Genomic DNA, 24,730 nt, shown 5'->3' with positions numbered 1-24,730 from the left:
TTAATCATTTAAGATATCTTTAATCTTTTCTTGCATATCTGTTACTAAATCTGGGTAGGAATGATATAAATTTGTAGTTTGATAAGGGTCATTATCTAAATCGTATAATTGACCATCTGGAGCATTTTCTTTAATTTTTCCGTTTTCAATGTCGCTATTTACTTGTTTTGTAAAAGGAAACGCAAACGCATTACCAAAAGCATGTTCTCCTAAATATTTAGCTCCAAAACCGCCACCTCCTTTTCCTGAGATATACATCCATTTCCCTTTTCGCAAAGCGATATGTTTGGGAGAACTAGGGGAGATTAACAAATGGTCTCGGATGGGTTTTTTAGGTTTTTTTAATAATGCAGGCAACATATTTACACTATCTGTACCTTCTCCTTTTTTTGGTTGATAACCAATAATAGATGCCAAGGTTGCAAACAAATCTACGTTTGATGCTAATTGGTTAGAAATAGTTCCTGGAGTGATTTTTCCAGGCCACTTCGCGATAAATGGTACACGATGCCCACCTTCCCAAGCATCAAATTTAAAACCCAGATATGCTCCATTTTGAAGATGACCAGCTTCTCTTGCTGTTTGCCCACCTCTGTTCAACATGCCACCATTATCACTTGTAATTATAAGCAAAGTATTATCTGTTAAACCCTCTTCATCTAGGGTTTTTACAATTTCAGATACCATCCAGTCTAATTCGTGAATAAAATCGCCATAAGGCCCTGCTTCACTTGTGCCAATAAATTGTGGTGCTGGTGTAAAAGGGTGGTGTATGTTTGTAGTGGCAAAACACAAAAAGAATGGAGCGTCTTTATGCGCTTTTATCCAATTAACCGCTTTATCTTTTAAGGTAGTCCCTACTAGCCTATCTTTATAGTTTTCGTGAGCAGCAACAGCACCTCCAATTTCTTGAATGCCAAATTTTTCGTCAAAGTTCCTAGTTCGCGCCCATGTATCATATACCATTGGATCTTCAGGAACCAAACCCACTACGCTATGGTTTTCCACATAAACGAATGGCGGGTGGCTATTAAGTACAGGAACTCCAAAGTAATAATCGAACCCAAGTTCTAAAGGCCCGGGTTTTAAAGGTTTATTCCAGTTTACTGGTTCTTCGTTACCGAAACCTAAATGCCATTTACCAATTAAGGCAGTTTTGTAATTTGCCGATTTCATAAGCTTCCCCAGAGTCATTTTATTGATATCAACCTTCAAGGAACTCTTTAAAAAAATGGGACTCCATAAATTCTGTCTAGCAGGATATTCACCTGTTAGCAAAGCATAACGAGATGGTGAACACACAGCAGAAGCCGAATGAAAATCTGCAAACCGCTTTCCTTCAGAAGCCAATCGATTTATAGCAGGGGTTTTAACTTTAGTCGCACCTTGAATGCCTATGTCGCCATACCCTAAATCATCAGCATTAATAATTATTATGTTAGGTTTTTCAAGTTGTGCTATACTATGAGCAGCAAAGCCCACAATAAATAATTGTGCTATTAAAATGACAACATTTAAACGTTTCACTTGATTAATTTTGTTTATTTAATAAGAATTAAAACCTGCAAGGTTTTAGAAACCTTGCAGGTTTCTAGCTATTAACTATTCTAATGTAAACGTTTGCCCAAAATCAAAATCTGAAGTGCCTTTAATGGCAATTTCAAACTCTCCTGGTTCTACATCGAATTTCATTTCGGCGTTGTAAAACTTCAAATCTTCAACTGTTATATCGAAACTTACTGTTTTACTTTCGCCTTTTTTAAGGAATATTTTTTCGAATCCTTTGAGTTCTTTTACTGGTCTTGTGATGCTTCCTACCTTATCGTGAACATAAAGTTGAACCACTTCGTATCCATCATAATCGCCAGTATTTGTAATGGTTGCTGACGCTGATAAGGTATCAGAAAACCCAATTGTATTTGCAGACAATGTAACATCGGAATACTCAAAATTAGTATAACTTAACCCGTGTCCAAACGGATATAATGGTGTATTTGGGGAATCTAAATAATTCGATTTATAATCGTCTTTCGGATTATTAGCTGGGATTGGGCGACCCGTATTTTTCATGTTATAATAAATGGGTACTTGTCCCAAAGTTCTTGGAAAAGTAACCGGTAATTTTGCTGAGGGATTGTATTTTCCAAAAAGCACATCTGCAACACCGTAACCCCCACTAGTTCCTGGAAACCATGTTTCTAAAATAGCATCGGCAAGCATATCTTCTTCTGATAAATCTAATGGACGACCATTCATTAAAACCAAAATGATTTTTTTGTCCGGAACTGCTTTTCTAATGGCTTTTATCAAATCCGTTTGACGACCCGGTAATTTTATGTTGGTTCTACAGGCCGCTTCTCCACTCATATCGTAATCTTCCCCCATGACCATAACCACTTTATCTGCTCCTTTAGCTGCGTTGATGGCATTTTGGAAATCGCTTTCATCGTCTCCTTCAATATCACAGCCTTTAGAAAAAATAATTTTAGAATCGTTTAGATATTCTTGAATACCTTGGTGCACACTAATGGCTTTACCCCTTCTATCACCTGCTGCGGCCCAATTCCCAATGATGTTTTCCTTGTCTTTTGCCAACGGTCCAATCAATGCAATGGTTTGATTTTTATCTAACGGCAATACTTTTTCATCGTTCTTCAATAATACAGAACACATGGCAGCAGATTGACGTGCCGCTTCCAAAAACTCAGGTTTGTAAATTACTTCCTTTTCACGTTGTTCGTTGCAATATTTATAGGGATCATCAAATAATCCTAACTTATATTTTGTTAGCAAAATTCTTCGACATGCATCGTTTACCAATGCTACATCAACCTCGCCTTCATTAACTAAATCTGCAAGATGCAAACGGTTGGCGCTACTCATCATATCTTGGTCTATACCTGCTTCAATAGCTAATTTAGTGGCATGTTTTTGATCTTTTGCAAATCCGTGTGGGATCAATTCATTTATGGCGGTATAATCTGTAACCACAAAACCTTTGAAGTTCCATTCATCTCTTAAAATATCCCTAAAAATGAATTTATTTGCCGTAGCAGGAACTCCGTTGAGTTCATTAAAAGCGGTCATAAATGTTTCAACGCCAGCATCAACGGCAGCTTTAAAAGGTGGCAAATAAACATTTCTAAGTTCGTCATGCCCCATATTTACCGTGTGATAATCGCGTCCCGCTTGTGCAGCACCATAACCCACAAAATGTTTTGCACATGCTAAAATGGTATTGTCTTTTGATAAATCGTCACCCTGAAAACCATGCACATACGCCTTTGCAATTTTACTTCCTAGATATACATCTTCTCCTGCACCTTCAGAAATTCGTCCCCAACGTGGGTCTCTTGCGATATCCACCATCGGAGCAAACGTCCAATGGATACCTACTGCCGAAGCTTCTTCAGCCGCAATTCGTGTGCCTTTCTCAATATCTTCTAAATCCCAGCTCGCAGCAAGTCCAAGGTTAATTGGAAAAATAGTTCTGAAACCATGAATCACATCATATCCAAACAATAACGGAATTCCCAAACGGGTCTCTTCAACTGCCAGTTTTTGTAAATCTCTTGTGGCTTTTGCGGAATACACATTCAGCATCGCTCCTACTTCGGCATCTTTAATATAAGTTCTGAAATTCTTATTTACCGTTGGACCCGTAACAGCACCGCTGCCACTATACATAACGGTTTGCCCAACTTTTTCCTGTAAGGTCATTAAATTCATTAATGAATCTACTTTTTGTTCATAGGAAGTGGTTGAAGGACTTGCTGTTTGGGCAACGGAACTTTTACAACTTAAAAAGCAGAATGTTAAAGCTACTACTATAAAATTTTGTGTTTTTAGGATGTGTGTCATGTTTTTAAAGTTTTTTATTAGAGAATAGCCAAGGCAATAAATCTGGTTCAGCAAAAGCAGAGTCCCAACTATTATGATTGTCTTTGGCATATAATATAAAATTTGGTTTTCCGCCATGTTCTAAAATGGCATCTATCATTTTTACTGATGATTGCGGATTTACAACATCGTCGTTAGCACCGTGAAACACCCAAAACGGCGTGGTTTTAGCATATACTTTTGTGGCTTCTGGATTTCCTGCACCACAAATGGAAAATGCAGCGGCGAAAAACCCCGGCTTTCGGTAAACGATTTCAAATGTGCCCATACCGCCCATGGACAAACCGCCGACGTATATTTTACTTGCATCAACATAAGGTTTGGCTGCCATATTATCCATTAATTCCATAACCAATTCCAAAGGCTTTGTAGGTGCTATATCTAATGGAAATTCCAATTTTATGGGTCTTGAAGTTCTATCAACAGTTGCATTTGCCCAATAGGAATTTTTAGGACATTGTGGAAAAATAACGATAGCAGGAAAATTTGTTCTATTGTCTTCTGAAGCAAATAATTTGCTACCGTGAACCAATTGTGCTTTATTATCACTTCCGCGCTCTCCAGCACCATGAAGAAACAACACTACTGGATATTGCTTTGAGGCATCAAAATCCTTTGGCATCATCATCCGATATTGTAAGGTATCCAATTTATCTACAAACAACTTAAAGTCATATAATTCTTCTTTTTGTCCAAAAGATAAGCCCGTACAAAAAACAAGAAGCAACGTGAAAAAATATAGCTTATAATTTTTGTAACTCTTTTTCATACTAAGAAATTAAATATTTACATCGTTAAAAACAAATTCATGGTTAGGGTTTTTTAGGTAAACATCGATCCATGGCGAATACGTTTTAACCGAAATTGTTTGTGTTTCTTTATCAACTTTAATAATTCGCAAATACCCAGAGTCACCTTTTTCAAAACCTTTTACATTTTTTTGATAATTGGCAAGCATTTGATAGACCTTGTTTCCATAATTTCCTTTTGAAACCAACGTACCTACACCAGAACCTAAAATATGTCCAGAAAATACCATGATGACATTTTTATGTGGTTTCACAAGTTTTTCCCAAAGTTGACCACCATCATTTACAGCATTTTCACCTATTGCCTTACCAACGCCATATTTTTGTGGCAAGTACCAATCTTCGCCATCATGCAGCGTACTGTCATGATATAAATACGTATGCGTATTTAAAATTATTTTATGATTGGGATGATTTTTAATAATATTATTTGCCCAATCTATTGTTTTATTTCGCGGTCCAAATTCTAACGAAAACACCAACCATTTTTCTCCAATAAGATGGTATTCCGCACATGAATTATCAATAGTGTTTTCAGGGAATGACGCAATTGTATTTGAGTTTTTAGTGTAGTCTTCGAAAGAAAAAAAGGTATTTGCCCATTTGGTGTTTCTCGTATCGGCAAATTTTCCTGGTCCGCTTCCCATATCGTGATTACCAAGTGCTATATTATAAGGTGTTTTTCCATCTAAAAGTAAAAATCCGTCTTTGGCAATCTTCCATTCTTTTTCTGAATTATTTTGGGTAATATCGCCTACATGCAACACAAAGGAAAATCTGTTTTCTTGATTTGAAATCCATTCCATTTGCTTCATAAAAACATCTGGGAACTCTTCAATATAGGTTTGTGTATCAGGAAGCACAACAAATTCAAAACTGTTTTGCGCATAAAAAGATAAATTTAACACACAAAAAGTTATGAGAAATATGTGCCGTTTATGTATCTTTTTTAATATCATTCTTAATAATTAAACCCTAATTTATCCAACCCTTTTTTAACATCCTCATTTTGCATAAATAAATTCCACAGTAAACCTGTTCTGTGATTTTCAATCATGACAATCTGAGGCCCTTGGTCTATCGCCAAATAGGTTTGGGTTACCCAAAAATTATAATGCGGACTAAAAGCGTCATAGAATCCAGCGGGGCCTAACATTTTATCTTTGTTCTGATAGAGGTAATGCATCACTTTTAAAGATTCATTAGGTGTATATGGTATTGAACTTATTGCCGCAGTAGGAGACACAACCCCTTTATCGTTATTAGGACTATGGGCAGAATACCCTCTAGAACCATCCGTATTTCTGGAATAACTGGCTGTTAATCCCCAACAATCCTCACCATAGTCTATATAGTTTTTGGGATTGGTAATGCAGTATTGACGGTTAATTTTTGTGTGATTGACCGCAGCGTTCCAGTAATTCCCATATTGATCGGTTAAATTTTTCGGATTCAATCCTAAAAATGAATAATGGCTAAAAAACAAAGGGCCACCTAAATTTGAACCTCCTGCATGCCTCAGCACTAACGGAAAGCCATATTGTGTAGCAGATGATTTAATGCCACCGCTGCTTGCCCAACCTTTTTCGTAAGCCACTTTATCGATGGAATAATCAGGCGATGCCGCTGCCAAAACATAAGTTATTAAAACCTCATTGTAACCTGTAAGTTTCAAATTGATATCAAACCCATTATTTGGGCTCCAATGCCAGTATAAAGCATCTTGATTCTGTGTGTACCAATTCCATTCCACACCTTTCCAAAGGTCATCCGCCTTTTGAGCCAAAGCTTTTTCAGAATCTGACCCATTTTTGAAGTATTCTTTTATGCAGATTAAACCTTGCACCAAAAAGGCAGTTTCCACTAAATCGCCGCCATCATCTTTTGCGCTAAACGGTAATACATTTCCTGAATTGCCATCAATCCAATGTGACCATGCGCCATGAAATCTATCGGCATTTTCTAAAAACGTTAGAATTTTATTTAATCGTGTAACAGCCTCAGTTCTCGTAATAAAATTTCGCTCTATGCCCACCAAAATACTCATCAAGCCAAAACCCGTTCCTCCAGTAGTAACCACATTTTGATTTAAGGTTGGTTCATTGGGATGATAACGCTCTTTTGCTGCACCTGAAGCGGTATTAGCAAAATCCCAAAAATACTTAAACGTTTCTTTTTGGGTTAAGTCCATCATTTCTTCATCGCTTAACGGTGTAATAACCACAGGGTCATCATCGGAACCAGGCATATAAGGTTCTTGATACCCAGGCCCGTTATCTTTTCCGCAGGATATAATAATGAACAATAGAAATAAAAATGTGTATCTAATCATAATTCTTATTTGCTTTTTTTATAGGTAAACCCCAGCCTATCCAAACCATTTTGCACGTCTTCATTTTTCATAAACAAATCCCATATCATACCTGATCGATAATTTTCAATCATTACGGGAATTGGCCCTTGGTCTATCGCTAAATATCTTGGGGTGTACCATTTATGTTCAAAACTGAAAGCATCATAAGGTCCATACTTACCAATTAAACTATCATGGTCTTTATACAGTTTTTTTAACATTTTCATACTTTCGTTAGGTGTATATGGAAATGAAGACAATGCCGCTGTTGGCGCAACTACACCTAAATCCTTATCGGGTCTATGCCCTTTATAACCTTTAACCGAATAACTTGATGTTAAACCCCAAATACTATCGCCATAACCTTTATAATTATGCGGATTAGCTAGTGCGTGTTTGTGATGAATTTTAGCTTGATTTTGAACCAGTTTCCAATAATCTGCATACTTATCTTTTAAGCCTTTTGGGTTTAAACCTGTATAAGAATAATGCGCCCAAAATAGAGGGCCTACTGGCGATTTATCATGTTCGTAATAATCTAGAACCAAATCTTCATCATAATATTTTTCGTTTGAAACTATATCTCCATTTTTAGCCCATCCTTTATGATATACCAATGGTTTTATAGGATGTGTTGGCGATGATGCCGCTAACACATACATAATTAAACATTCGTTGTAGCCTCCTACTGGAAAATTCATGTCCCAACCATATTCTGGAGACCAATGCCAATAGAGTACATCTTCTCCTTTAGTGTACCAATCCCATTCTACTTCCTTCCAAAGTTTATCAATTTTTTCTACTAATTTTTGTTCTTCTTCGTTGCCATTTTTAAAATATTCTGCAACCGTTAGCATTCCTTGAATTAGAAATGCGGTTTCTACCAAATCGCCTCCATTGTCTTTTTTGCTGAAGGGCATCGCTTTTCCTGTTTGTCCATCTATCCAATGTGACCATGCGCCATGAAACCTATCTGCTTTTTCAAGAAAATCTATCATTTTAACAAACCGATTAAAGGCTTGTTCTTTGGTAATAAACCCTCGTTTTACACCAACTAATATTGCCATCATTCCAAAACCCGTTCCGCCAGTAGTGACGGTGTGTTTTGGTGAGGTTGGATAAATATCATCCATGTGCAAACGCTCTGGAGCGAGACCAGAATTAGGTTCTGCACCATCCCAAAAGTAATTGAAGGTTTGTTTTTGAATGGTGTCTAATAGCGCTTCATCATCTAAAATGAATTGATGTTTGTTAGATGCTATATTCGAAACCTCTTCTTTTTTATTGTTTTTACAACTGGAAACAATAACGCATACAGCAACTAAGAAAAGTAATTTATACTTCATAAAAAATCTGTAAAAAGTGATTAAATTAATTTTAGCCACGCCAAAAAAAGCGTGGCTAAAACTTCAACTAAATAAACTAACTTAACAATGTAAGCCAAACTAAACTAACTCATTAAATACCCATTGTGGCTTGTACCTCAGCTTGAGAAAGAGCCTTGCCGTACAAACGCAACTCATCCAATATACTTTGATCAGACCAGTGGTTCCACTGTGTAAAATTGGGTGCACCAGACATAATGGACAATATATCTACTCCCGTCCAATCTACTGGTGAGGCTAAGCTTTGTTCCTTTGCAACCTCTCCGTTGATGTAAACAGTTGCCTTATCTGTGCCTATGGTGAATGCTAAATGTACCCATTCATTAACGGTTGGGTCAACATCAGCATCCTCTCCACCGTCAACCCATTGACCTGCGGTGCCCATTCCTACATTCAATTTAAAGCGTTGCATTCCATTAGCATTTTCCCTAAAAAAGCTAAAGCCCTTTGTCAAATCGTTTTTAGTGCCTCCATCAGTCATTGGCGACCTCATTGTTAATATACCTGCACGATCTGGTGTAGCATTTACTTTATGCCACATTGTTGCACTAAACTCGCTGGTAGTAATTGCACCCCTTTCGTCAGGAGGGAATGTTAGATATGAATCTGCTGCACCTTTGTAGGCGTTTGCACCCGCAACACTTTCTCCTGCAAGACCTGGGCTTCCAACAGCTGTGGCCTCCATTTCCCTAAAAAGCTCATTATAATTACCATCGAATGGCATATAGAACATCTCTCCGGCATAAGTTGGCGTATAGCTGGATACAAACTCGCCTGAATCGTCTGCCATAATCTGTTGTATTTCCTGTTGGGAAATAGGACGGTTAAAAATACGAAGTTCATCAAGCAAGCTTTGATCAGACCAATGGTTCCATTGGGTAAAGTTGGGCGCACCTGACATGATAGACAACAGATTACAATCTGTCCAATCAATACCGTCATGTGTCCCTGTTTTCACTACCTGACCATCAATATAAACCGTAGCTTCACTTCCAGAAACTGTAAATGCGAAATTCACCCATTCACCTGAATTAGGAGCTACATCGGCAGCTGTATTCCCATCAAACCAGTGGTTTTTTTCTCCAGAACCAATGTTTAGTTTAAAACGTTGGTTACCACCTGCATCTTCTCTAAAGAACGTAAAGCCCTTTTTTAGATCGTGCTTGCCATCGACCATAGGAGATCTAAGTGTAATCACCCCAGCTCTTTTTACGCCATTTTTATTGGCAGCATCATTTACTTTCATCCAAAATATAACACTAAACTCATTGGTTTTAAAACGGTCTGCCGGAAAGGTTAAATAAGAATCCAGCGCACCTTCGTAAGAGTTGCTACCATTCAGGTTATCATCATTAAGCATTGGAGAACCTACCACCGTTGCTTTTTCAAGAGCAACTAAATCTGTATAATCGCCGTCAAACCCCATGTAGAATACTTCTCCGGCATACTTAACAATATATGCCGGTTCTTTTTTAAAGTTAACGGTTTCAGTTGTTGTTTTTCCATTGATATCGGTAGCAACAACCTTAAGCACGTGGTCGCCATCTGCAAGTTTATCATAGCTTAAATCATCTACAATAAAACGACGATAATCAATAAACGAGCTAAAAGTAGCAAGTTGTACATTGTTTAAGGACACCGTTACGGTCTCTAGTTCAATATCGTCTGTGGCCTCAAAGCTTATATCTACACTTGCAAATACTTCATTAACTTTAAGAGACAAACCCTCTGTAGGTGAAGTCACCTTAATTACTGGGGCTCCAGCATCTGCTCCTGGATCTACCGCTGTTATTGGGTCTATACCATCCTCACAAGAAGATAATACAAGTAAGAGTGCAAATAACCCAATGATAATTTTATTTAAATTTTTCATTTTATAGTTTTTTATTAATTAGTAGATTCTTCTCCCAATGGCAGTGCATCAACTTGTGCTTGAGGATATGGTAAATACTCATTGGCAGCTGTAAAAGTTCTTCCGTCATAGCTTAATTCGCCATATTTATCCAAACGGATCATATCATAATAACGAATACCCCACTCGAGGGCCAATTCAGCAAATTTTTCATCCATAACACCATCAAGTGTTACACTTGATAGAGCTGGCATATTAGCACGTTGCCTAAGTAAGTTTACGGCTTGAACAGCTGAAAGCCCAGAGCCAGATGCGCCTTGAGTCAATGCCTCTGCATACATTAACAGAATTTCGGCATATCGAATTACAATATGGTTTTTCCCAGCACCGTAATTGTTTCTGCCATCTGTTAATTGTGTTGAGGGCAAATAGTGTTTACCACTTGCAAACATAGCTCTTGCGTAGTCATTTATACGATCTCCATCTCTAGTAGTGTTCTTTACAAAATTCGGAAAACCAGTATAGCCGTCGGCTTCAAGTTCTGCTATACCCCTATCAGTAAACAGCACACTTGTTTCCAAACGAACCGTTTCATTACGGTCTAGCATAAATTTAATGAACTTTTTACTTGGCTCATAAAAGCCCCAACCACTTGATGCGTTTTCACGGGACGGTGTCCAGTTTTGAGGGCCATAAGGTGCATATAGGTGATAAAAAGTATCTCCAGTTTCAGAATTGAAATCGGAATATTGCATCTCCAGTAAATTTTCATCGCTTAATTCACCAGGCTTTTTAAAGAGTTGGTAAAAATCTGAATATAGCATGAACTTTCCGGAATTAATGATAGCTCCAGTTGCATCAGCTACACCTTGGTAATTCTGAAGCTCTAAGTTCGCCAGGGCCTTTATTGCGTAGGCAGTATATCTCGTAACCGCTCCAGGCAAGTCTTGCCGTTCATTTGGTCTTACGGCAGGTAGATCTGGAATGGCTTCGTCCATAAGGTCTGAGATGCGCTGCATAATTTCAGCTTTGGAAGACACCCCATTTGCTTCAATTTCATCATTTGGAGTGTTGGTTTCGTAAATAAATACGTTTTCCCAAACCCTGGCTACATTAAACTGCAACCAAGCCCTAAGCACTTTTATTTCTGCAATATATTGATTAGCTCTTGGCAATTCACTTTCAGGCAAAAACTCCTTATACCTATTGATTTGCACGATTGCTGTATTAAGGTCTATCATATCACTATAATGCCCGTTCCATAATGCATTGTACATCCAGTAGCCTTTATCGTAAGCATACAGATCGGTATTCGCAAAAGGCTGTTGGTCTCCCAGACCTCCCGCATTAACGTCATCTCCTCTAACGGATAAAAGTAACGGTTCTTCCCACCCCCTGGTAGCGAACACATTATAAGCTCCAAGAAGCGGTGCTATCATACCATCGGAGTTGGTATAATCTAAATCATCAGTATTCAACTGTCCCTGTTGGGTGTCAAATTGCTGGGTACATGATGCCAGAAGCAAGGATATTGCCATAGCACTTAGTACAAATAAAACTTTTATATTTTTCATAATTACAATTTTTTATATTTTGAAATTGATTCCAAGTGTATATACTGCTGGTACTGGATAGGTTTGCCTGTCAACACCGTTACTTACTTCTGGGCTAAAACCATTGTAGTTAAAAAGTGTTAGTGGTCTTTCCGCCGTAAAGTAAATACGCGTCTCCGGCATATTTTTAACGAAACTTTCACTTGGAATGGTATATGCCAATTGAATGTTTTGGATTCTGAAGAAATCACCGTCTTCAATCCAAAAATCACTTAATTGTTGGTTCCAGCCTTTACGCAATCCCGCAGAGGATGGATAAGAATTGCTAGTGCCCTCACCATGCCATCTGTTAACGGCTAGATCTGCATCCATATTTGTATCATTGGTAAAGATGACTTCGCCTCTTTTTCTGTTCAAAATAGAGTTACCCCCTTGACCAGAGAAACTTAATGAAAAATCGAAATTTTTATATGACATCCCTATGTTCCCTCCATACGTGAAGGTTGGCAAAAACGATCCTAGAACTACACGGTCATCAGCGTTGATGAACCCGTCTCCATTTTGATCCTTATAAATTAAATCACCCGGTTGCAGGTTTGCTACTGGATGGTTCGCTGCAAATGGATCGGCAGCAACCTGATCTGGATTTTGGTACACTCCTATTCTTTCCAGTCCATAAAATGCCAATAAAGGTTCGCCAATGATTGTTCTTTGCCTAAATTCAGCAGAACCAGAATCAATATAACCCTGTTCGTTATCTATATGAGTGGCTTTATTCTTTATACTGGTGAAATTTGCACCGATGGAATAACTGAAGTCCTCAGATATTTTATCGCTCCATGTAAGGTTTAATTCCAAACCTTTGTTCTGTATGGTCCCTGCATTTTGATTTAATGTTACATTAACTACTGGGATGTTTATAGGGAAAATAGCATTTTTAGTATCCCTGATAAAATAATCAGCATCCATGGACAACCTTCTGTTTAATGTCGTTAAATTAAGACCAAAATTCATTTCTTCGACCAATTCCCATACATTATCAGTAAAAACACTTGTTGAGGTGATACCTGAGAATTGTTGGTCTCCAAACGCCGCTGTAACAAGATCAATGGTATTGGCTCCTGAGCTTGCTGTTACCTTATCGTTACCCAATTGCCCCCAACCGGCCCTTAGCTTAAAAAAGTCAAAAATGCCATTGTCCTTGAAAAAGTCCTCGTCTGAAACCACCCATCCAACACCTATTGACGGGAATACACCAGAAGGATCTTTTGTAAATCTTGTCGATTTTTCATACCTCACCGTGCCGTAAAGCAAGTATCTGTTTTTAAAACTATAGGCTAGCCTCCCAAAGAATGAGAGTCCGTAAAAACGCCTGCCCCTTTCCCTAACGTTGTTGTTAAAGGATTCTGGATCGGCAAAATCCAAGAACCAGCTCGTTTCCAATTGGATACCTGTAATGTCTTGCCCAGTAGCCCTGAACTCATTGCTAGCTTCGTCTCTAAAAGAATGTCCTGCCATCAGGGTTATATCATGATCATCAAATGTATCTTTGAATGTTAGGGTATTATCCCAATATTGATTCGAGAAGGTATTGTTCTCCCTCCTTATGCTAGACATTATTTCAACATTATTTCCGAGGGTATAAGGCAAATTAACGTAGCGCTCCTCAAACGCCGAGAAATTATGACTATAAGACGTTTTAAATTTCAGCTTATCTTTTATCAAATCCAATTCCACAAAAATATTTGATAAAATCTTCCTGCTTTTTACAAGATTATTATTGTATGCTAAATTAGGGAATGGGTTTTGTGTGCCGCGATACCCCAAGTTTTGTGCATTAGCAAAACGGGTAGGTGATGCCTCAGTGTTCAATTCGTCAATAACTGGCATGATGGGTACAGCAAAGTAAGCCCTAAACCATGCGGCATTATCGGGTTCATATTTTGTGGCATTACTAAATATACTGTTTACGCCAACTTTAATACGATCAGTTAAATCGGCCTCTACCTTACCGCGAATATTAAATCTTTCATATTCGTTTTTCATATCGAGAATACCTTCTTGGGAAAAATAATTGGTCCCCACCGAATACGCTACGTTTTCACCACCACCAGTAGCACTAATACTGTGGTTTTGGATGATACCGTCCCTCATGATCTCTTCATACCAATCAGTATTGACATTCGGCACATTTGGATTTATACGGCTTCTACCATAGCGTTGCATAGCATTCTCCACAAACTGTGCATCTGGTGCAGAACCAGATTCCTGAGCCATGGTTACAAATTGTTCTGCATTGGCCATTTTAACAACATTTTGGGCACGCTGAACCCCCGTATAGCTGTCAAATTCTATTTGCGGCTTTGCATTTTTGCGTCCTTTTTTCGTTTCAATAATTACAACGCCATTTGCGGCACGTACACCATAAATAGCTGAAGAAGACGCATCTTTAAGTACGTTGACGGATTTAATGTCCTTAGTATTCAAAAAATCTATATCATCATAAAAAGCACCGTCCACAACAAACAATACGTTTGTTGCACCTCCGAAAGTGCCCAGACCCCTAATCCTAACGGTTGGAGAATTACCGGGAGCACCTGCTGCAACAATCTGTACGCCTGAAACTTTACCCTGTAAAGACTGCATAACGTTTGCTGTTGGGGTTTTCTCGATTTCCTGAGCATCGATTGTTGCTATAGAACCTGTCAAGTCCCTTTTCTTTTGTGTACCATACCCAACTACCACCACCTCGTCCAGCGTAGCAATGTCTGGCTCTAAGCTCACATTGACAATAGTTTGGTTTTGAATTTGTATCTCAACGGTTTTAAAACCCAGAGAGCTAAACTCCAGGATTTCTCCTTTGTTTACGTTGATGGAGTAATTTCCATCAAAATCGGTGCTTACACCTCTTGTTGTGCCTTTTACTATAACGTTCACCCCTGGGATGGGAATATCATCTTCGGCGCCTACTACGGTACCGCTTACCAATATGTCCTGAGCAAAAGCGTGGACTGAAAATAGAAAAAGCAACAATAAAGTAAATCTTGTTTTCATGTAGTTTTATTTAGAATGTTAGTTTCTACTAAATTATATACTATACAAAAACTTGACAAAGATTGGTTTACACATAAATTACGTCATAGTTAAAAAACTGAAGAAATCTCTAACTGACGTAGGTTACGGAGGTAGGAAATAACATAAAACACAGGCTTCACACGAATTATGACGTAGTTATGACGTATTAAAAAAAAATGAAATTGATAATTTAATGTAGGATTTATTTGAAATTTCGCAAATAATCGTTCAAAGATTTGTGATTTTCTAAGTTTAGCTTGCGTTTTAATCGATATCTGTGGGTTTCCAGTCCTCTAATAGATACATTCATTAATGGCGCAATCTCTTTGGTAAGCAAATTCATTTTGATGTAGGCGCAAATCTTTAAATCCTTATGCGTTAATTTTGGATGCTCGGTCTTTAGTTGCTTAAAGAATTCTTCATGCACTTGATTGAAATTATATTCAAATAATTCCCATTCGTCCTCATGTCCTAAAGAATTATCAATTTTTCGTATCAAGCGTTTATACGCCAATGCATTATTAAAATCACTTTTATTGTTTTCAAGCTCATTTTTAATCTCAAGTAACGATTCGTTCTTTTTGACCAAGGCCATGGCTGTATTTGCCAATTGCTTACTTTTGAGTTTTACTTCATTCTTTAAAGACTGGTTTTTTAATTGCACTATTTTCTTATCACTTTCAATGGCCTTTTCTTTTAATAAAATTTCTTGTTCCTTAACAAGCTTGTTTTGTAAAGCCATTTGTTCTTTTCCAATCTTCCGTTTATGCAACCAGAAAAACACCCCGCTAGAAAGCACTAGCACCATTACATAAAACCATATATTCTTGTACCATGGCGGTAGAATTTTAATTTGAATAATCTTTTCTTTGGACGTCTCTCCAGAAAAATTTACTGTTCTAAAATGCACACTATACTCGCCATTGCTAAGATTTGATAATTCCAACTTTTCGTTATCCATCCTATACCAATTTAATGAATCTGATGTAGTAATTGCGTACTCAAAAAAGTGATTATTAGACAGTGGAGACGATACCGAAACGCTTATATTCTTATTAAACGGAAACTCATACCCCTCCTCACCATTTATGCTTATGAATTCTTTATCCACCTCAATATGTTCAATTATTGGGATCTGGAGTGTATCCATATGTCGTTCGATGGCTTTATTGATAAGCATAAAACCATCGTACAAATTAAACGTATATATGGAGTCATTAAGTTTTGAAACACTTTCGGCATCTACCACCAATCTTTTTTGGAGTAGTTTATTTGGAAGATTCAAGATTTGCTTGTTTTCTGTTAAAGACACAAAGCTGATTTTATCTGTGCTGTTTTTGGTTACAATGATGTCTGTATCAGATTCTGAAATAATATCTGTATCGGAACCAAAAAAACTGTTTAATAATTTAAAAGGAACTATACTGTCAATTAGCACCTCGTATTTTTGCCAGCCTTCATTGGTCTTAAAACATATGTCGTTTTTAATTTTATGGACTTTCACATTATAATCGGACAATAACCCTTTGTTTCTATAATTTTCATAGCTTAAAACACGATCATGAGTCTCATTAAATTTAACTCTAAAAAGGCCTCTATAAGCATGGGCTACCCAAGCGGTATAAGGATCTTCAAATACCAGATATTTTATAGGTATGGTTTTATCTCCCAAGTGTTGTGTTTCCCATTTCCCATTTTGAAAATCAAACCTCACCAAACCTCCATAAGTGCCTTGGATAAAAGTGTTTTTCAATTCTGGGATTTTTTTGAGAACCCAACCCCCTGTAAAATCTGATATTTGTTTTAGTCTATTGCCCTCAACCAAATACGTCCCGTTATTGTGCCCACACAATAATTGTCCGTTAATCTCTTTTAAGTCCCATACTTGCCCCTGAGACCCTTCTACAAACCTTAGTTCACTTTTCCCGTCATCTAAATAGAACAAACCCGTATTACTTCCCAGGAATAATTTATTGTTATAATGTATCACATCATAAACGGCTCCAAGTTTCCCTGAATTATCGCTATATAAAACATGACTGTAATTCAAATCTAACCGTGCAATCCCATTATCCAACCCAATCCATAACTCATTAGTCTTCCCTAATTCATGGCTCAACACAGTATTATTCAACAAACCGTTTTCCTTATTTATATGATATTTTATAGTCCCTGCATTGTTTGTGATATAAATACCATTTTTTATGGTACCGAAAACCATGTCCTTACTTTTCAATATTCGAAACGTATTGAGCTGCTGTTCTTTTATAATACTATTGATTTCGGACGCCCAAGGCTCTAGCTTGTTTTTTATTTCATCGTACAAATAACAGCCATTTAATGCCGTTGTAATTAGTAATTTTTCTTGATATTTAGCAATTGACACCACCTTAGTATTATACAAAGTGCTCACATTGAGAAAAGGCTTCAACCTATTATTTTCTAAAATAAAAATACCATCCCTTACAGTAGAGACATAAACCTCATCATTTACAACACTACACGACAAAATTGTAGATTTGGGTTTTACTCTATTGATCTCTCCATTTTTGTAGCTGTAAAGCGTTGAGAAAGATCGAAAAAGTATGGCTTCTTTATGACTAAGTATCTGCCAGAATTCCTCATCTGAAGAGGCGCTTTTCTCTTTAAAATTACTTAATGACGTATAATAAAGCTCTCCTTTTAGATTTTTTTTCCAATATCCAAACTCTTCATACGACCCTGTGTAAACAACACCTTTATAAGCCAGTACAGAGCGCATAATTGTTTTATTTGGCAGTTGATACAAATCCCACTTTAAGCCATCAAACTCTACCAAGCCTTTATCGTTCGCAATATATAGCTTTCCGTTTTCGGCTAATGACATGCCCCAGTTTTGATTACCTGCATTAAATTCCGTTAATGCATAATTTTGAAAAAATGGCGTGTACTGTCCGTAGAGTGTAAGGCTATAAATCCATACACTTATTAAAAGAAGCATCTTTTTTAAATTCATCACCATTGCTATTAGAAATTGTTGCAGAAAAGCCAATACTAAATCAAAATTTAAATATAATTAATTTATAGTTCACCCAGAGTCTGAAACAGACTTCAAACTAGTAGAAAATTTAAACTAAAAAACCTTCAACCAAAGTGGTTGAAGGCTATACCTGCAAAGCTTGAAAATTGCGGTTGAAAAAAAACTCTTTATTTATATTCCCAAAGCTTGCCCCCCACCAATCTGAATGGTTTCGGCTGTTATGAAAGATGCAGCATCACTTGCTAAGAATGAAATAACAGAAGCTACTTCTTGTGGTTGCCCTAATCTTCCCAACATGATATTATTTTTCCAGGACGCGAAAACTTCTGGTTTTGTTGATTTAATTTGGGCATGAAAAGGCGTGTCTATTGTACCAGGGGATACTGCGTTTACCCTAATGCCATATTCCGCTAAATCTTTTGCTAATGCTCTAGTTATTGCATGGACACCAGCTTTGGACGCTCCATAGACTCCTGCCCCAGGCCCCCCAGCAGTCCATCCTGCATTTGAGGTATAGTTAATTATAGAAGGGTGCTCTCCCTTTTTAAGAAACGGTATTGCCGCTCTTGAAGCAAAAAATACCGAATCAAGGTTTAACGCCATTACAAATCTGTAAAATTCTGTTGTCATTTCTTCAAATCGAGACCGACCGCCCAATCCGCCAGCATTATTTACGAGAACGTCAATTCTTCCATGCTTTTCGCCAATTTTATTGATGTTCGCAGTTACTTCGTCTTCTTTTGTAACGTCGAATCCATAATATTCAGCCGTGATTCCTTCTGCAGTAAGTTCTTCTACTCTTTTGGCTCCTGCTTCTTTATCAATACCGTTTAATACTACGGCATATCCGTCTTTACCCAATTTTTTTGCTACTTCGAAACCAATACCTCCCGTAGCTCCTGTAATTACTGCTACTTTTACGTTTACATTACCCATATCCTTTAAATTTAAACTTATTAATATATTATACTTGTTTTACGAATTATTTTCGACTGGCTCTATTTTCTTTATCAAAATGAATATTGACAAAACCGCCATTGGTGCAAGAATAGCTATCACTATAAAAGCCGGCGTATATGATACTGATGCTATTTTAGGAATTAACGAGTTCATTATGATTACTGAAACTGCTGCTACCGTACCAGCTAATCCTGCTAATGTCCCTACTGATGGTCCTTTTAATAAATCGCTTGAAATGGTCTGGATATTTCCAATTGCGAATTGAAACCCGAAAAGCACCACACTGACTATGTAAATAAATGTCATTGGGTTTTTCTCTGTTACCAATAAAATAATGCCCAGTAATCCTAAGAAAATCAAAGAACACCCCATAACTATTGTTATTTTTCTAGCAGCATCAACCGATTTTTTCTCCATCAACTTACCAGAGTACCAGCCCCCAATTATGCTTCCTGCCATACCTCCTAAATAAGATATCCATATAGTAGAGCCAATTTCTTCTATACTAAATCCGAATTTTGAATTTAAATATAAAGGCATCCATCCAACAAATAGCCACCAGATAGGTTCAATGAAAAACCTGGAAGCCAATACGCCCCATGATTCTTTATAACTTAAAATTTTGGTGACGCTTAATCCTTTTTCTCTTTTGGTTTCGGTAGATTTAACGGCTTCAATTCTACTGTTCAGAATAAGTTTTCTTTCTTCATCTGTAATCCAAGGATGGGATTCCGGTGTTGTTTTATTTATAAATAGCCAAGGGATTACCCATAATAAACCAACTGCACCAATAATAATAAAGGTTGTTCTCCAACCGTAGTGACCATATAGAAAAGCAATTAAGACTGGTGCGATAACACTTCCTAAGGATGCACCCGCATTAAAAATACCCTGTGCAATCGCACGTTGTTTAACTGGAAACCACTCGCCATTACTTTTAACGGCCCCTGGCCAGTTACCAGCCTCTCCTAATCCTAAAAGCGCTCTAAAGAGTGTTAAAGAAAACAAGCCACGAGCAAATGCGTGAAATATAGAAGCAACAGACCAAACCACGATAGATACTGTAAAGCCCATACGTGTGCCTATGATATCATATAATTTTCCTGATAAAAATTTACCCAATGCATAGGTAATCATAAATACGTTGAGCATAACGGCATAGTCTGATTCATCCATGCCAAGGTCTTTGCCCATTTCTGGCCACATGACCCCAAAAGCGGTTCTATCGATATAATTGATAACGGTAGCAAGACAAATTAATGTAATTATCCACCAACGTAAGCCTTTTACTTTCATATGTTTGGTTGTTAGTTATTGATTAGCAATACTAGTTTACCCTAAAGCTATTGATAAAGCTTTAAGAAAGGTATAGTTATATTTTTTTGAAGTATATGCTAGATATATCTAACTATATCGAGTAGTACACTCCCCTCCTAATTTATTTTATAATTTAAAACATAAAAGCGTGCAATTTTATGTTTCAAATAGGTTTTGTTTTATTTGATATTATTAATATACTCGTACAACTGACTAAAATGATCTTTCATTTTTTGCTGCGCCAAATCTGGATCTCTTTTCTTAATAGCTTCGTAAATTTCGCTGTGTTCCTTAATCCCTATGACTGCCGATTTTTTGTCACAAACATGGTGTTTTTCAAAATCCATAATTATTTGTGGTGTTATACTTAGCATAAACATTTCGATAGTGCTGTTACCACTGGCTTTGGCTATGGCCAAATGAAACAACAAATCTTCTTGAACCGCATCTTTACCAGATAACACCTTTTCTTCATAGGCATCTAAAGCCTCTTTAACCCTTTTTAAATCTTCTTCAGAGGATCTTAAAGCTGCACATCTTGCGGTTTTTAACTCCAATACAATTCTAGTTTCCACTAATGATTTAAAATCTGGAGGCTCCAATCTTAAAATATCGTCAATCATGCCATTCATGGCAACTACGCCAATATTGGCCACAAACGTCCCGCTTTGAGGAATCGATTTTAACAAACCATAGAATTCAAGCTTTTGTATGGCCTCACGAACGTTGCTCCTGGTTACCCCAAATTTTTCGGATAACATTCTTTCCGAAGGTAGCTTATCGCCTGGTTCAAGGTTTTTGTAATTTATCAATTCTTTAATCTTAAGAATTATTGAATTCTGAACTTTCTTATGGTTGTCTCCTACTATTAATGTTTCTAATTTCATTTCATCTAATGATTTTCTAAAACTGTTTTACAAGATAATAGTGATAAATTTAACAAAAAACGTTAAAAGCCTTATCTTTTTCTGTCTGATTTTTCAGTTATCATTTAATTCAACCTCAACTTACCTCCACCTACCTCAATACCAGCACACTAGAAATTAATGTGTTACTTCTAGCTCGTAATACTTTATTTTAGAATATGCCCCTTTATCTCTTGATTGAAAATAATTTCCTGCCTTAAAATAGTTTTCAAAAATGCCCCATCTACGCATATGAATATTTTCATAAACTTTATATTCATTACCATTTAAAATAATGACCATCTTACCTTCTGAAACTTTTACTTCCAATGTAAATTTTCTGAACCCTACTTCTTGCTCAAAATTAAAACCTTCATCATTATCCCATGCATCTTCATGCAATAGTTCCTCGTCGGTTGCATTTAGATTTTTGAGTACCTTAGTTTTAACTCTTACTTTCCCTTTATCCCAATATATTTTCAATATTGGTGGTGCGTTATTATCATCTTCTCCAATTAAATCTCGTTGCTCATTGGTTAAGCGTCCATGAATTTGCATAATTATGGTTCTATGATATTTTCCATCAGAATCTCTAGTGGTTGCGTCCATAGCTAACTTCCCTTTCATATAAGCACCTTGAGCAAAAGTCCAATTTACATTATTGTCTCCAGGAACCATTTGTTCCCTAAGCTCAGAACGTGTGTACTTTGTATTCGCTGTTTTTGATGCTGTTGGCATTGCATGAAACACTATAGCTCCAGCTGTAGAATCTATATACATGTAAGGTTTCGCTTTTTCATCTTTTGCAAAATCTAGAATTGCTGGCGGTTCAATTTCATAAGGCTTGCCTTCTTCATTTGTAACAGGTAAAGTAACCTTCCAATGACTTAAATCTATATTAGGTAATCTTACTTTCCCTTTTCTTTTTTTCTTCTTTTTCTTCTTTTTCTTTTCTTTTTTTTCGATTTTGGAATCCGATTCTGTAACGCTACTTTTCTTATTTTGAGAAGTAGCGTTAACAGATAGAATGATTATTAGTAAAAAGCCTAATATTTCTTTTCGGAAGTTTTTCATTTAATTAGAAATTTAATTACGGTGCTTCAAAAACTTTAACGTTATCAATCCAACCATCTACTGGAGTAACTGCATAAAACATTACAGCAACTTCACCACTATCATTGGATGTAAATGGTATTTGAACTGTTGTACCAACTGTGGCAGAAAATTTCCCTTCTGCTATAGTTCCTACATGATTTCCTAAATTAGAACTAATACCATCAACAGCATCTGCACCATCAGTATAATGATCATCTAGAATTAGCCCTACAATTCTTCTACCACCTATTGGTTCGTTTGAAGAATTGTCGCTCTTCAAGGTATATTCATACTCTAAAATATAATCTGTATTTGGAGTTAATACAAGTGGTTGGTATGCGTATCTAGAACTAGAGCTTCGAAGTGGCCCACCTGATTGGCTTGAGGACCATTTAGCTCCTGCCGTTTTAGACCCATTGGCTGTTCCATCATAATTAGTCCAAGAACCGTCGCTACTAGATCCGAAAGGGTTTTTTTCCCCATCTGTAAAAACGCCCCATTTCCAGAAATTTTGTTTATCATTAAAATCACCATTTATAATAGTTGATCCTGTCTCTCTAGACATATAAACATTATCCACACTTATGGTTGCATGATCAGTTGCGGTACCTCCAGTACCTAATTCAAATTTTATCTCATCAAATTGAACAACTGGCGCTGAAAAATCAGTAGCTAAGTCATAATCAAAACTTGCCCATTCACCATCTGTTAAATCTATGCCATCAATAACGTAGTTTACAGAATTAGCATTATCAACTAAAGTTATTTTAAGTTTATCAATGCCTGTTTCAAAAATAGAGTGCACATCAAAATGAATGTTGGTAACAGCAACATCATCAGATATGGCATCTGCTATAACAACTTCATCTTTCAATTCTAAAACACCATCGTCCGCACCTAGTCTAGAAAATTCGAGTATAGAGTTACCGGATTCCAATGCTACCACTTTACCTCCTGTTGCCGCATCTCCAATTGCATAAGACACAAAATTACCATCTACTTCAGCCCCATTAGTAAAAATTGAAAATACATTATAGAAACTTGCTGTTGGCGATGCGGGAGCGGTATCTATAGATTCAAACTTATGGGTTACTGTTACATTTTTTGTTTGAACAACATCCGCGAAACCCTGATCAGATTTTGCTGTTACTGTTATTGTATATGTCACTTCCTCAAGATTATTAGGATAATCGTAAGAAGCAGTGCCTGCATCTTCTGTAATTGTTACTATATCAGATGTACTATCTGGATCACCAAAATCCACTACATAAGAAGTAACGCCTAAGCCCTGGGGTCTTATAGTGATTATCGTTCCGTCTCCACTGGCTTTAACTGAAGATGTAGGAATTCCTGGAAAAGTAATTTCAGTAAGTCCAGTACCTCCATTGCCTTCATTAGGAACTACAATAGAATCATCGTCTTCACACGAAACTATAGCACCTGTTAATAGTATGGCTAGTATTCCTTTTTTTAATAAATTCATAATTTTTGTTTATTTATTAATATATTTTTTATGGTTTTGGATACACTTTAACATTATCTATATATGCATCCTGATCTGTATCGCCAAAAATCCAAATAGCAATTTCACCACTTGCATTAGACGTAAACTCCTTTTTAACTGTTATAAAGTTTCCTTTTCCATTAAGTTCACTAGCAACTGACTCTGCCAAAGGGGTACTGGCTAAAGCATCAGCTCCATCATCAAAATGACCATCTAAGATTTGAACTGTTATATTACTACCAGGAGTCGCAGCAACTTTTATAGCGTACATATATTCTATAACATATTTAACAGTACGATCGGGAGTTGTAGGAGATACAATCAATGCTTGATATGCATACCTTCTACTGCCTGGATTTGCAGGATTAGAGGTGCCAGCTGCAAATTTCATCCCTTTAGTTTTTCCGGGAGCTTCAGTTCCATCATAAAAAAACGGAGCACCATCACTAGAAGTATTAACAGTAGATGTTGTTCCGCCAGTAAATGCATTTATTTTCCAACTAGGAGTAAAACCAACTTCCATATCTCCATTATCGACTATTGGAGTAATAGGTACAAATACATCTCGTATTGCAACCATTTGCGTATTAGTCCCTGATGCTTGATTTGCATCAAGAGCCGTCAATATTACTTCGTAATCACCTTCGCCTGCATCAAATTTTACAAACTCTACATCTTTATCTGTTGAAGTAGATTCGGTACCACAAACAATAACACCATTAGCATCTTTTTCACATACCACACCTTCACCAAAATCCCATAGATAATTTGTAGATTCATTAGATTCATTGGTGAATTTAACTATTTTAAAGTTCTCTGGATTTGGAGTATAGCTAAAGTTTGCTTGTGGCAAAGTAAGATCGGCTATAGAACCCGTATCTGGCAAATCAAAGTCAAAAGCTTCTTCACAGCTTACCACGAAAATTATAGCTAATAGAGCTAACACTGAACTGATAGTGTTTTTTAAAGCATTCAATTTATGTTTCATCTTTTCTAATTTTTT

The 24,730-nt window shown here is 36.9% G+C and carries 16 protein-coding genes; all 16 read right to left on the bottom strand.

Going from position 1 to position 24,730, the window contains the following annotated elements:
• Entirely contained in the window at nucleotides 1–1,527 is a 1,527-nt protein-coding gene (locus ABXQ82_RS14005) for an arylsulfatase (RefSeq protein WP_367060899.1), read from the bottom strand.
• Nucleotides 1,528–1,602: 75 nt separating this feature from the next.
• Entirely contained in the window at nucleotides 1,603–3,861 is a 2,259-nt protein-coding gene (gene bglX, locus ABXQ82_RS14000; RefSeq protein ID WP_367060896.1) for a beta-glucosidase BglX, read from the bottom strand.
• Between the two features lie 4 nt (nucleotides 3,862–3,865).
• A complete protein-coding gene (locus ABXQ82_RS13995; RefSeq protein ID WP_367060893.1) occupies nucleotides 3,866–4,669 on the bottom strand; it encodes an alpha/beta hydrolase-fold protein in 804 nt (267 codons plus the stop codon).
• 9 nt (nucleotides 4,670–4,678) lie between these two features.
• On the bottom strand, nucleotides 4,679–5,617 hold the full coding sequence (locus ABXQ82_RS13990) for a metallophosphoesterase (RefSeq protein ID WP_367060890.1): 939 nt from the start codon (nucleotides 5,615–5,617) through the stop codon (nucleotides 4,679–4,681).
• A gap of 53 nt (nucleotides 5,618–5,670) precedes the next feature.
• Nucleotides 5,671–7,041, bottom strand: a complete 1,371-nt coding sequence (locus ABXQ82_RS13985; protein WP_367060887.1) for a glucoamylase family protein — start codon at nucleotides 7,039–7,041, stop codon at nucleotides 5,671–5,673.
• Nucleotides 7,042–7,046: 5 nt separating this feature from the next.
• Nucleotides 7,047–8,408 (bottom strand): glucoamylase family protein, encoded by a 1,362-nt coding sequence (locus ABXQ82_RS13980; RefSeq protein WP_367060884.1) that lies wholly within the window; start codon nucleotides 8,406–8,408, stop codon nucleotides 7,047–7,049.
• A 112-nt stretch (nucleotides 8,409–8,520) separates the two neighbouring features.
• On the bottom strand, nucleotides 8,521–10,320 hold the full coding sequence (locus ABXQ82_RS13975; RefSeq protein WP_367060881.1) for a LamG domain-containing protein: 1,800 nt from the start codon (nucleotides 10,318–10,320) through the stop codon (nucleotides 8,521–8,523).
• A gap of 14 nt (nucleotides 10,321–10,334) precedes the next feature.
• Nucleotides 10,335–11,873 carry a RagB/SusD family nutrient uptake outer membrane protein gene (locus tag ABXQ82_RS13970; RefSeq protein WP_367060878.1) on the bottom strand — a complete coding sequence of 513 codons (1,539 nt, stop codon included), beginning with the start codon at nucleotides 11,871–11,873 and terminating at the stop codon, nucleotides 10,335–10,337.
• Between the two features lie 12 nt (nucleotides 11,874–11,885).
• Nucleotides 11,886–14,906, bottom strand: coding sequence for a TonB-dependent receptor (locus ABXQ82_RS13965; protein WP_367060875.1), 3,021 nt, complete (start codon nucleotides 14,904–14,906; stop codon nucleotides 11,886–11,888).
• Between the two features lie 223 nt (nucleotides 14,907–15,129).
• Nucleotides 15,130–17,922 (bottom strand): transcriptional regulator, encoded by a 2,793-nt coding sequence (locus ABXQ82_RS13960; RefSeq protein ID WP_367060872.1) that lies wholly within the window; start codon nucleotides 17,920–17,922, stop codon nucleotides 15,130–15,132.
• 195 nt (nucleotides 17,923–18,117) lie between these two features.
• On the bottom strand, nucleotides 18,118–18,882 hold the full coding sequence (locus ABXQ82_RS13955; RefSeq protein ID WP_367060869.1) for an SDR family NAD(P)-dependent oxidoreductase: 765 nt from the start codon (nucleotides 18,880–18,882) through the stop codon (nucleotides 18,118–18,120).
• A 39-nt stretch (nucleotides 18,883–18,921) separates the two neighbouring features.
• Nucleotides 18,922–20,202, bottom strand: coding sequence for an MFS transporter (locus tag ABXQ82_RS13950; protein WP_367060866.1), 1,281 nt, complete (start codon nucleotides 20,200–20,202; stop codon nucleotides 18,922–18,924).
• 200 nt (nucleotides 20,203–20,402) lie between these two features.
• Complete coding sequence (locus ABXQ82_RS13945; protein ID WP_367060863.1) at nucleotides 20,403–21,110, bottom strand: FadR/GntR family transcriptional regulator; 708 nt, start codon at nucleotides 21,108–21,110, stop codon at nucleotides 20,403–20,405.
• A gap of 156 nt (nucleotides 21,111–21,266) precedes the next feature.
• Nucleotides 21,267–22,202, bottom strand: a complete 936-nt coding sequence (locus ABXQ82_RS13940) for a polysaccharide lyase family 7 protein (RefSeq protein ID WP_367060860.1) — start codon at nucleotides 22,200–22,202, stop codon at nucleotides 21,267–21,269.
• A 16-nt stretch (nucleotides 22,203–22,218) separates the two neighbouring features.
• Nucleotides 22,219–23,706: a hypothetical protein gene (locus ABXQ82_RS13935; protein ID WP_367060857.1), complete on the bottom strand. Its 1,488-nt coding sequence runs from the start codon at nucleotides 23,704–23,706 to the stop codon at nucleotides 22,219–22,221.
• Between the two features lie 28 nt (nucleotides 23,707–23,734).
• Nucleotides 23,735–24,715 (bottom strand): hypothetical protein, encoded by a 981-nt coding sequence (locus ABXQ82_RS13930; protein ID WP_367060854.1) that lies wholly within the window; start codon nucleotides 24,713–24,715, stop codon nucleotides 23,735–23,737.
• Nucleotides 24,716–24,730: the final 15 nt, after the last annotated feature.

The sequence above is a fragment of the Algibacter sp. 2305UL17-15 genome (assembly GCF_040720935.1).
In the GTDB taxonomy this organism is placed as follows: Bacteria; Bacteroidota; Bacteroidia; order Flavobacteriales; family Flavobacteriaceae; genus Jejuia.
The sequence above is the reverse complement of the archived record's forward strand: the minus strand, read 5'-3'. Positions and strand labels throughout refer to the sequence as shown.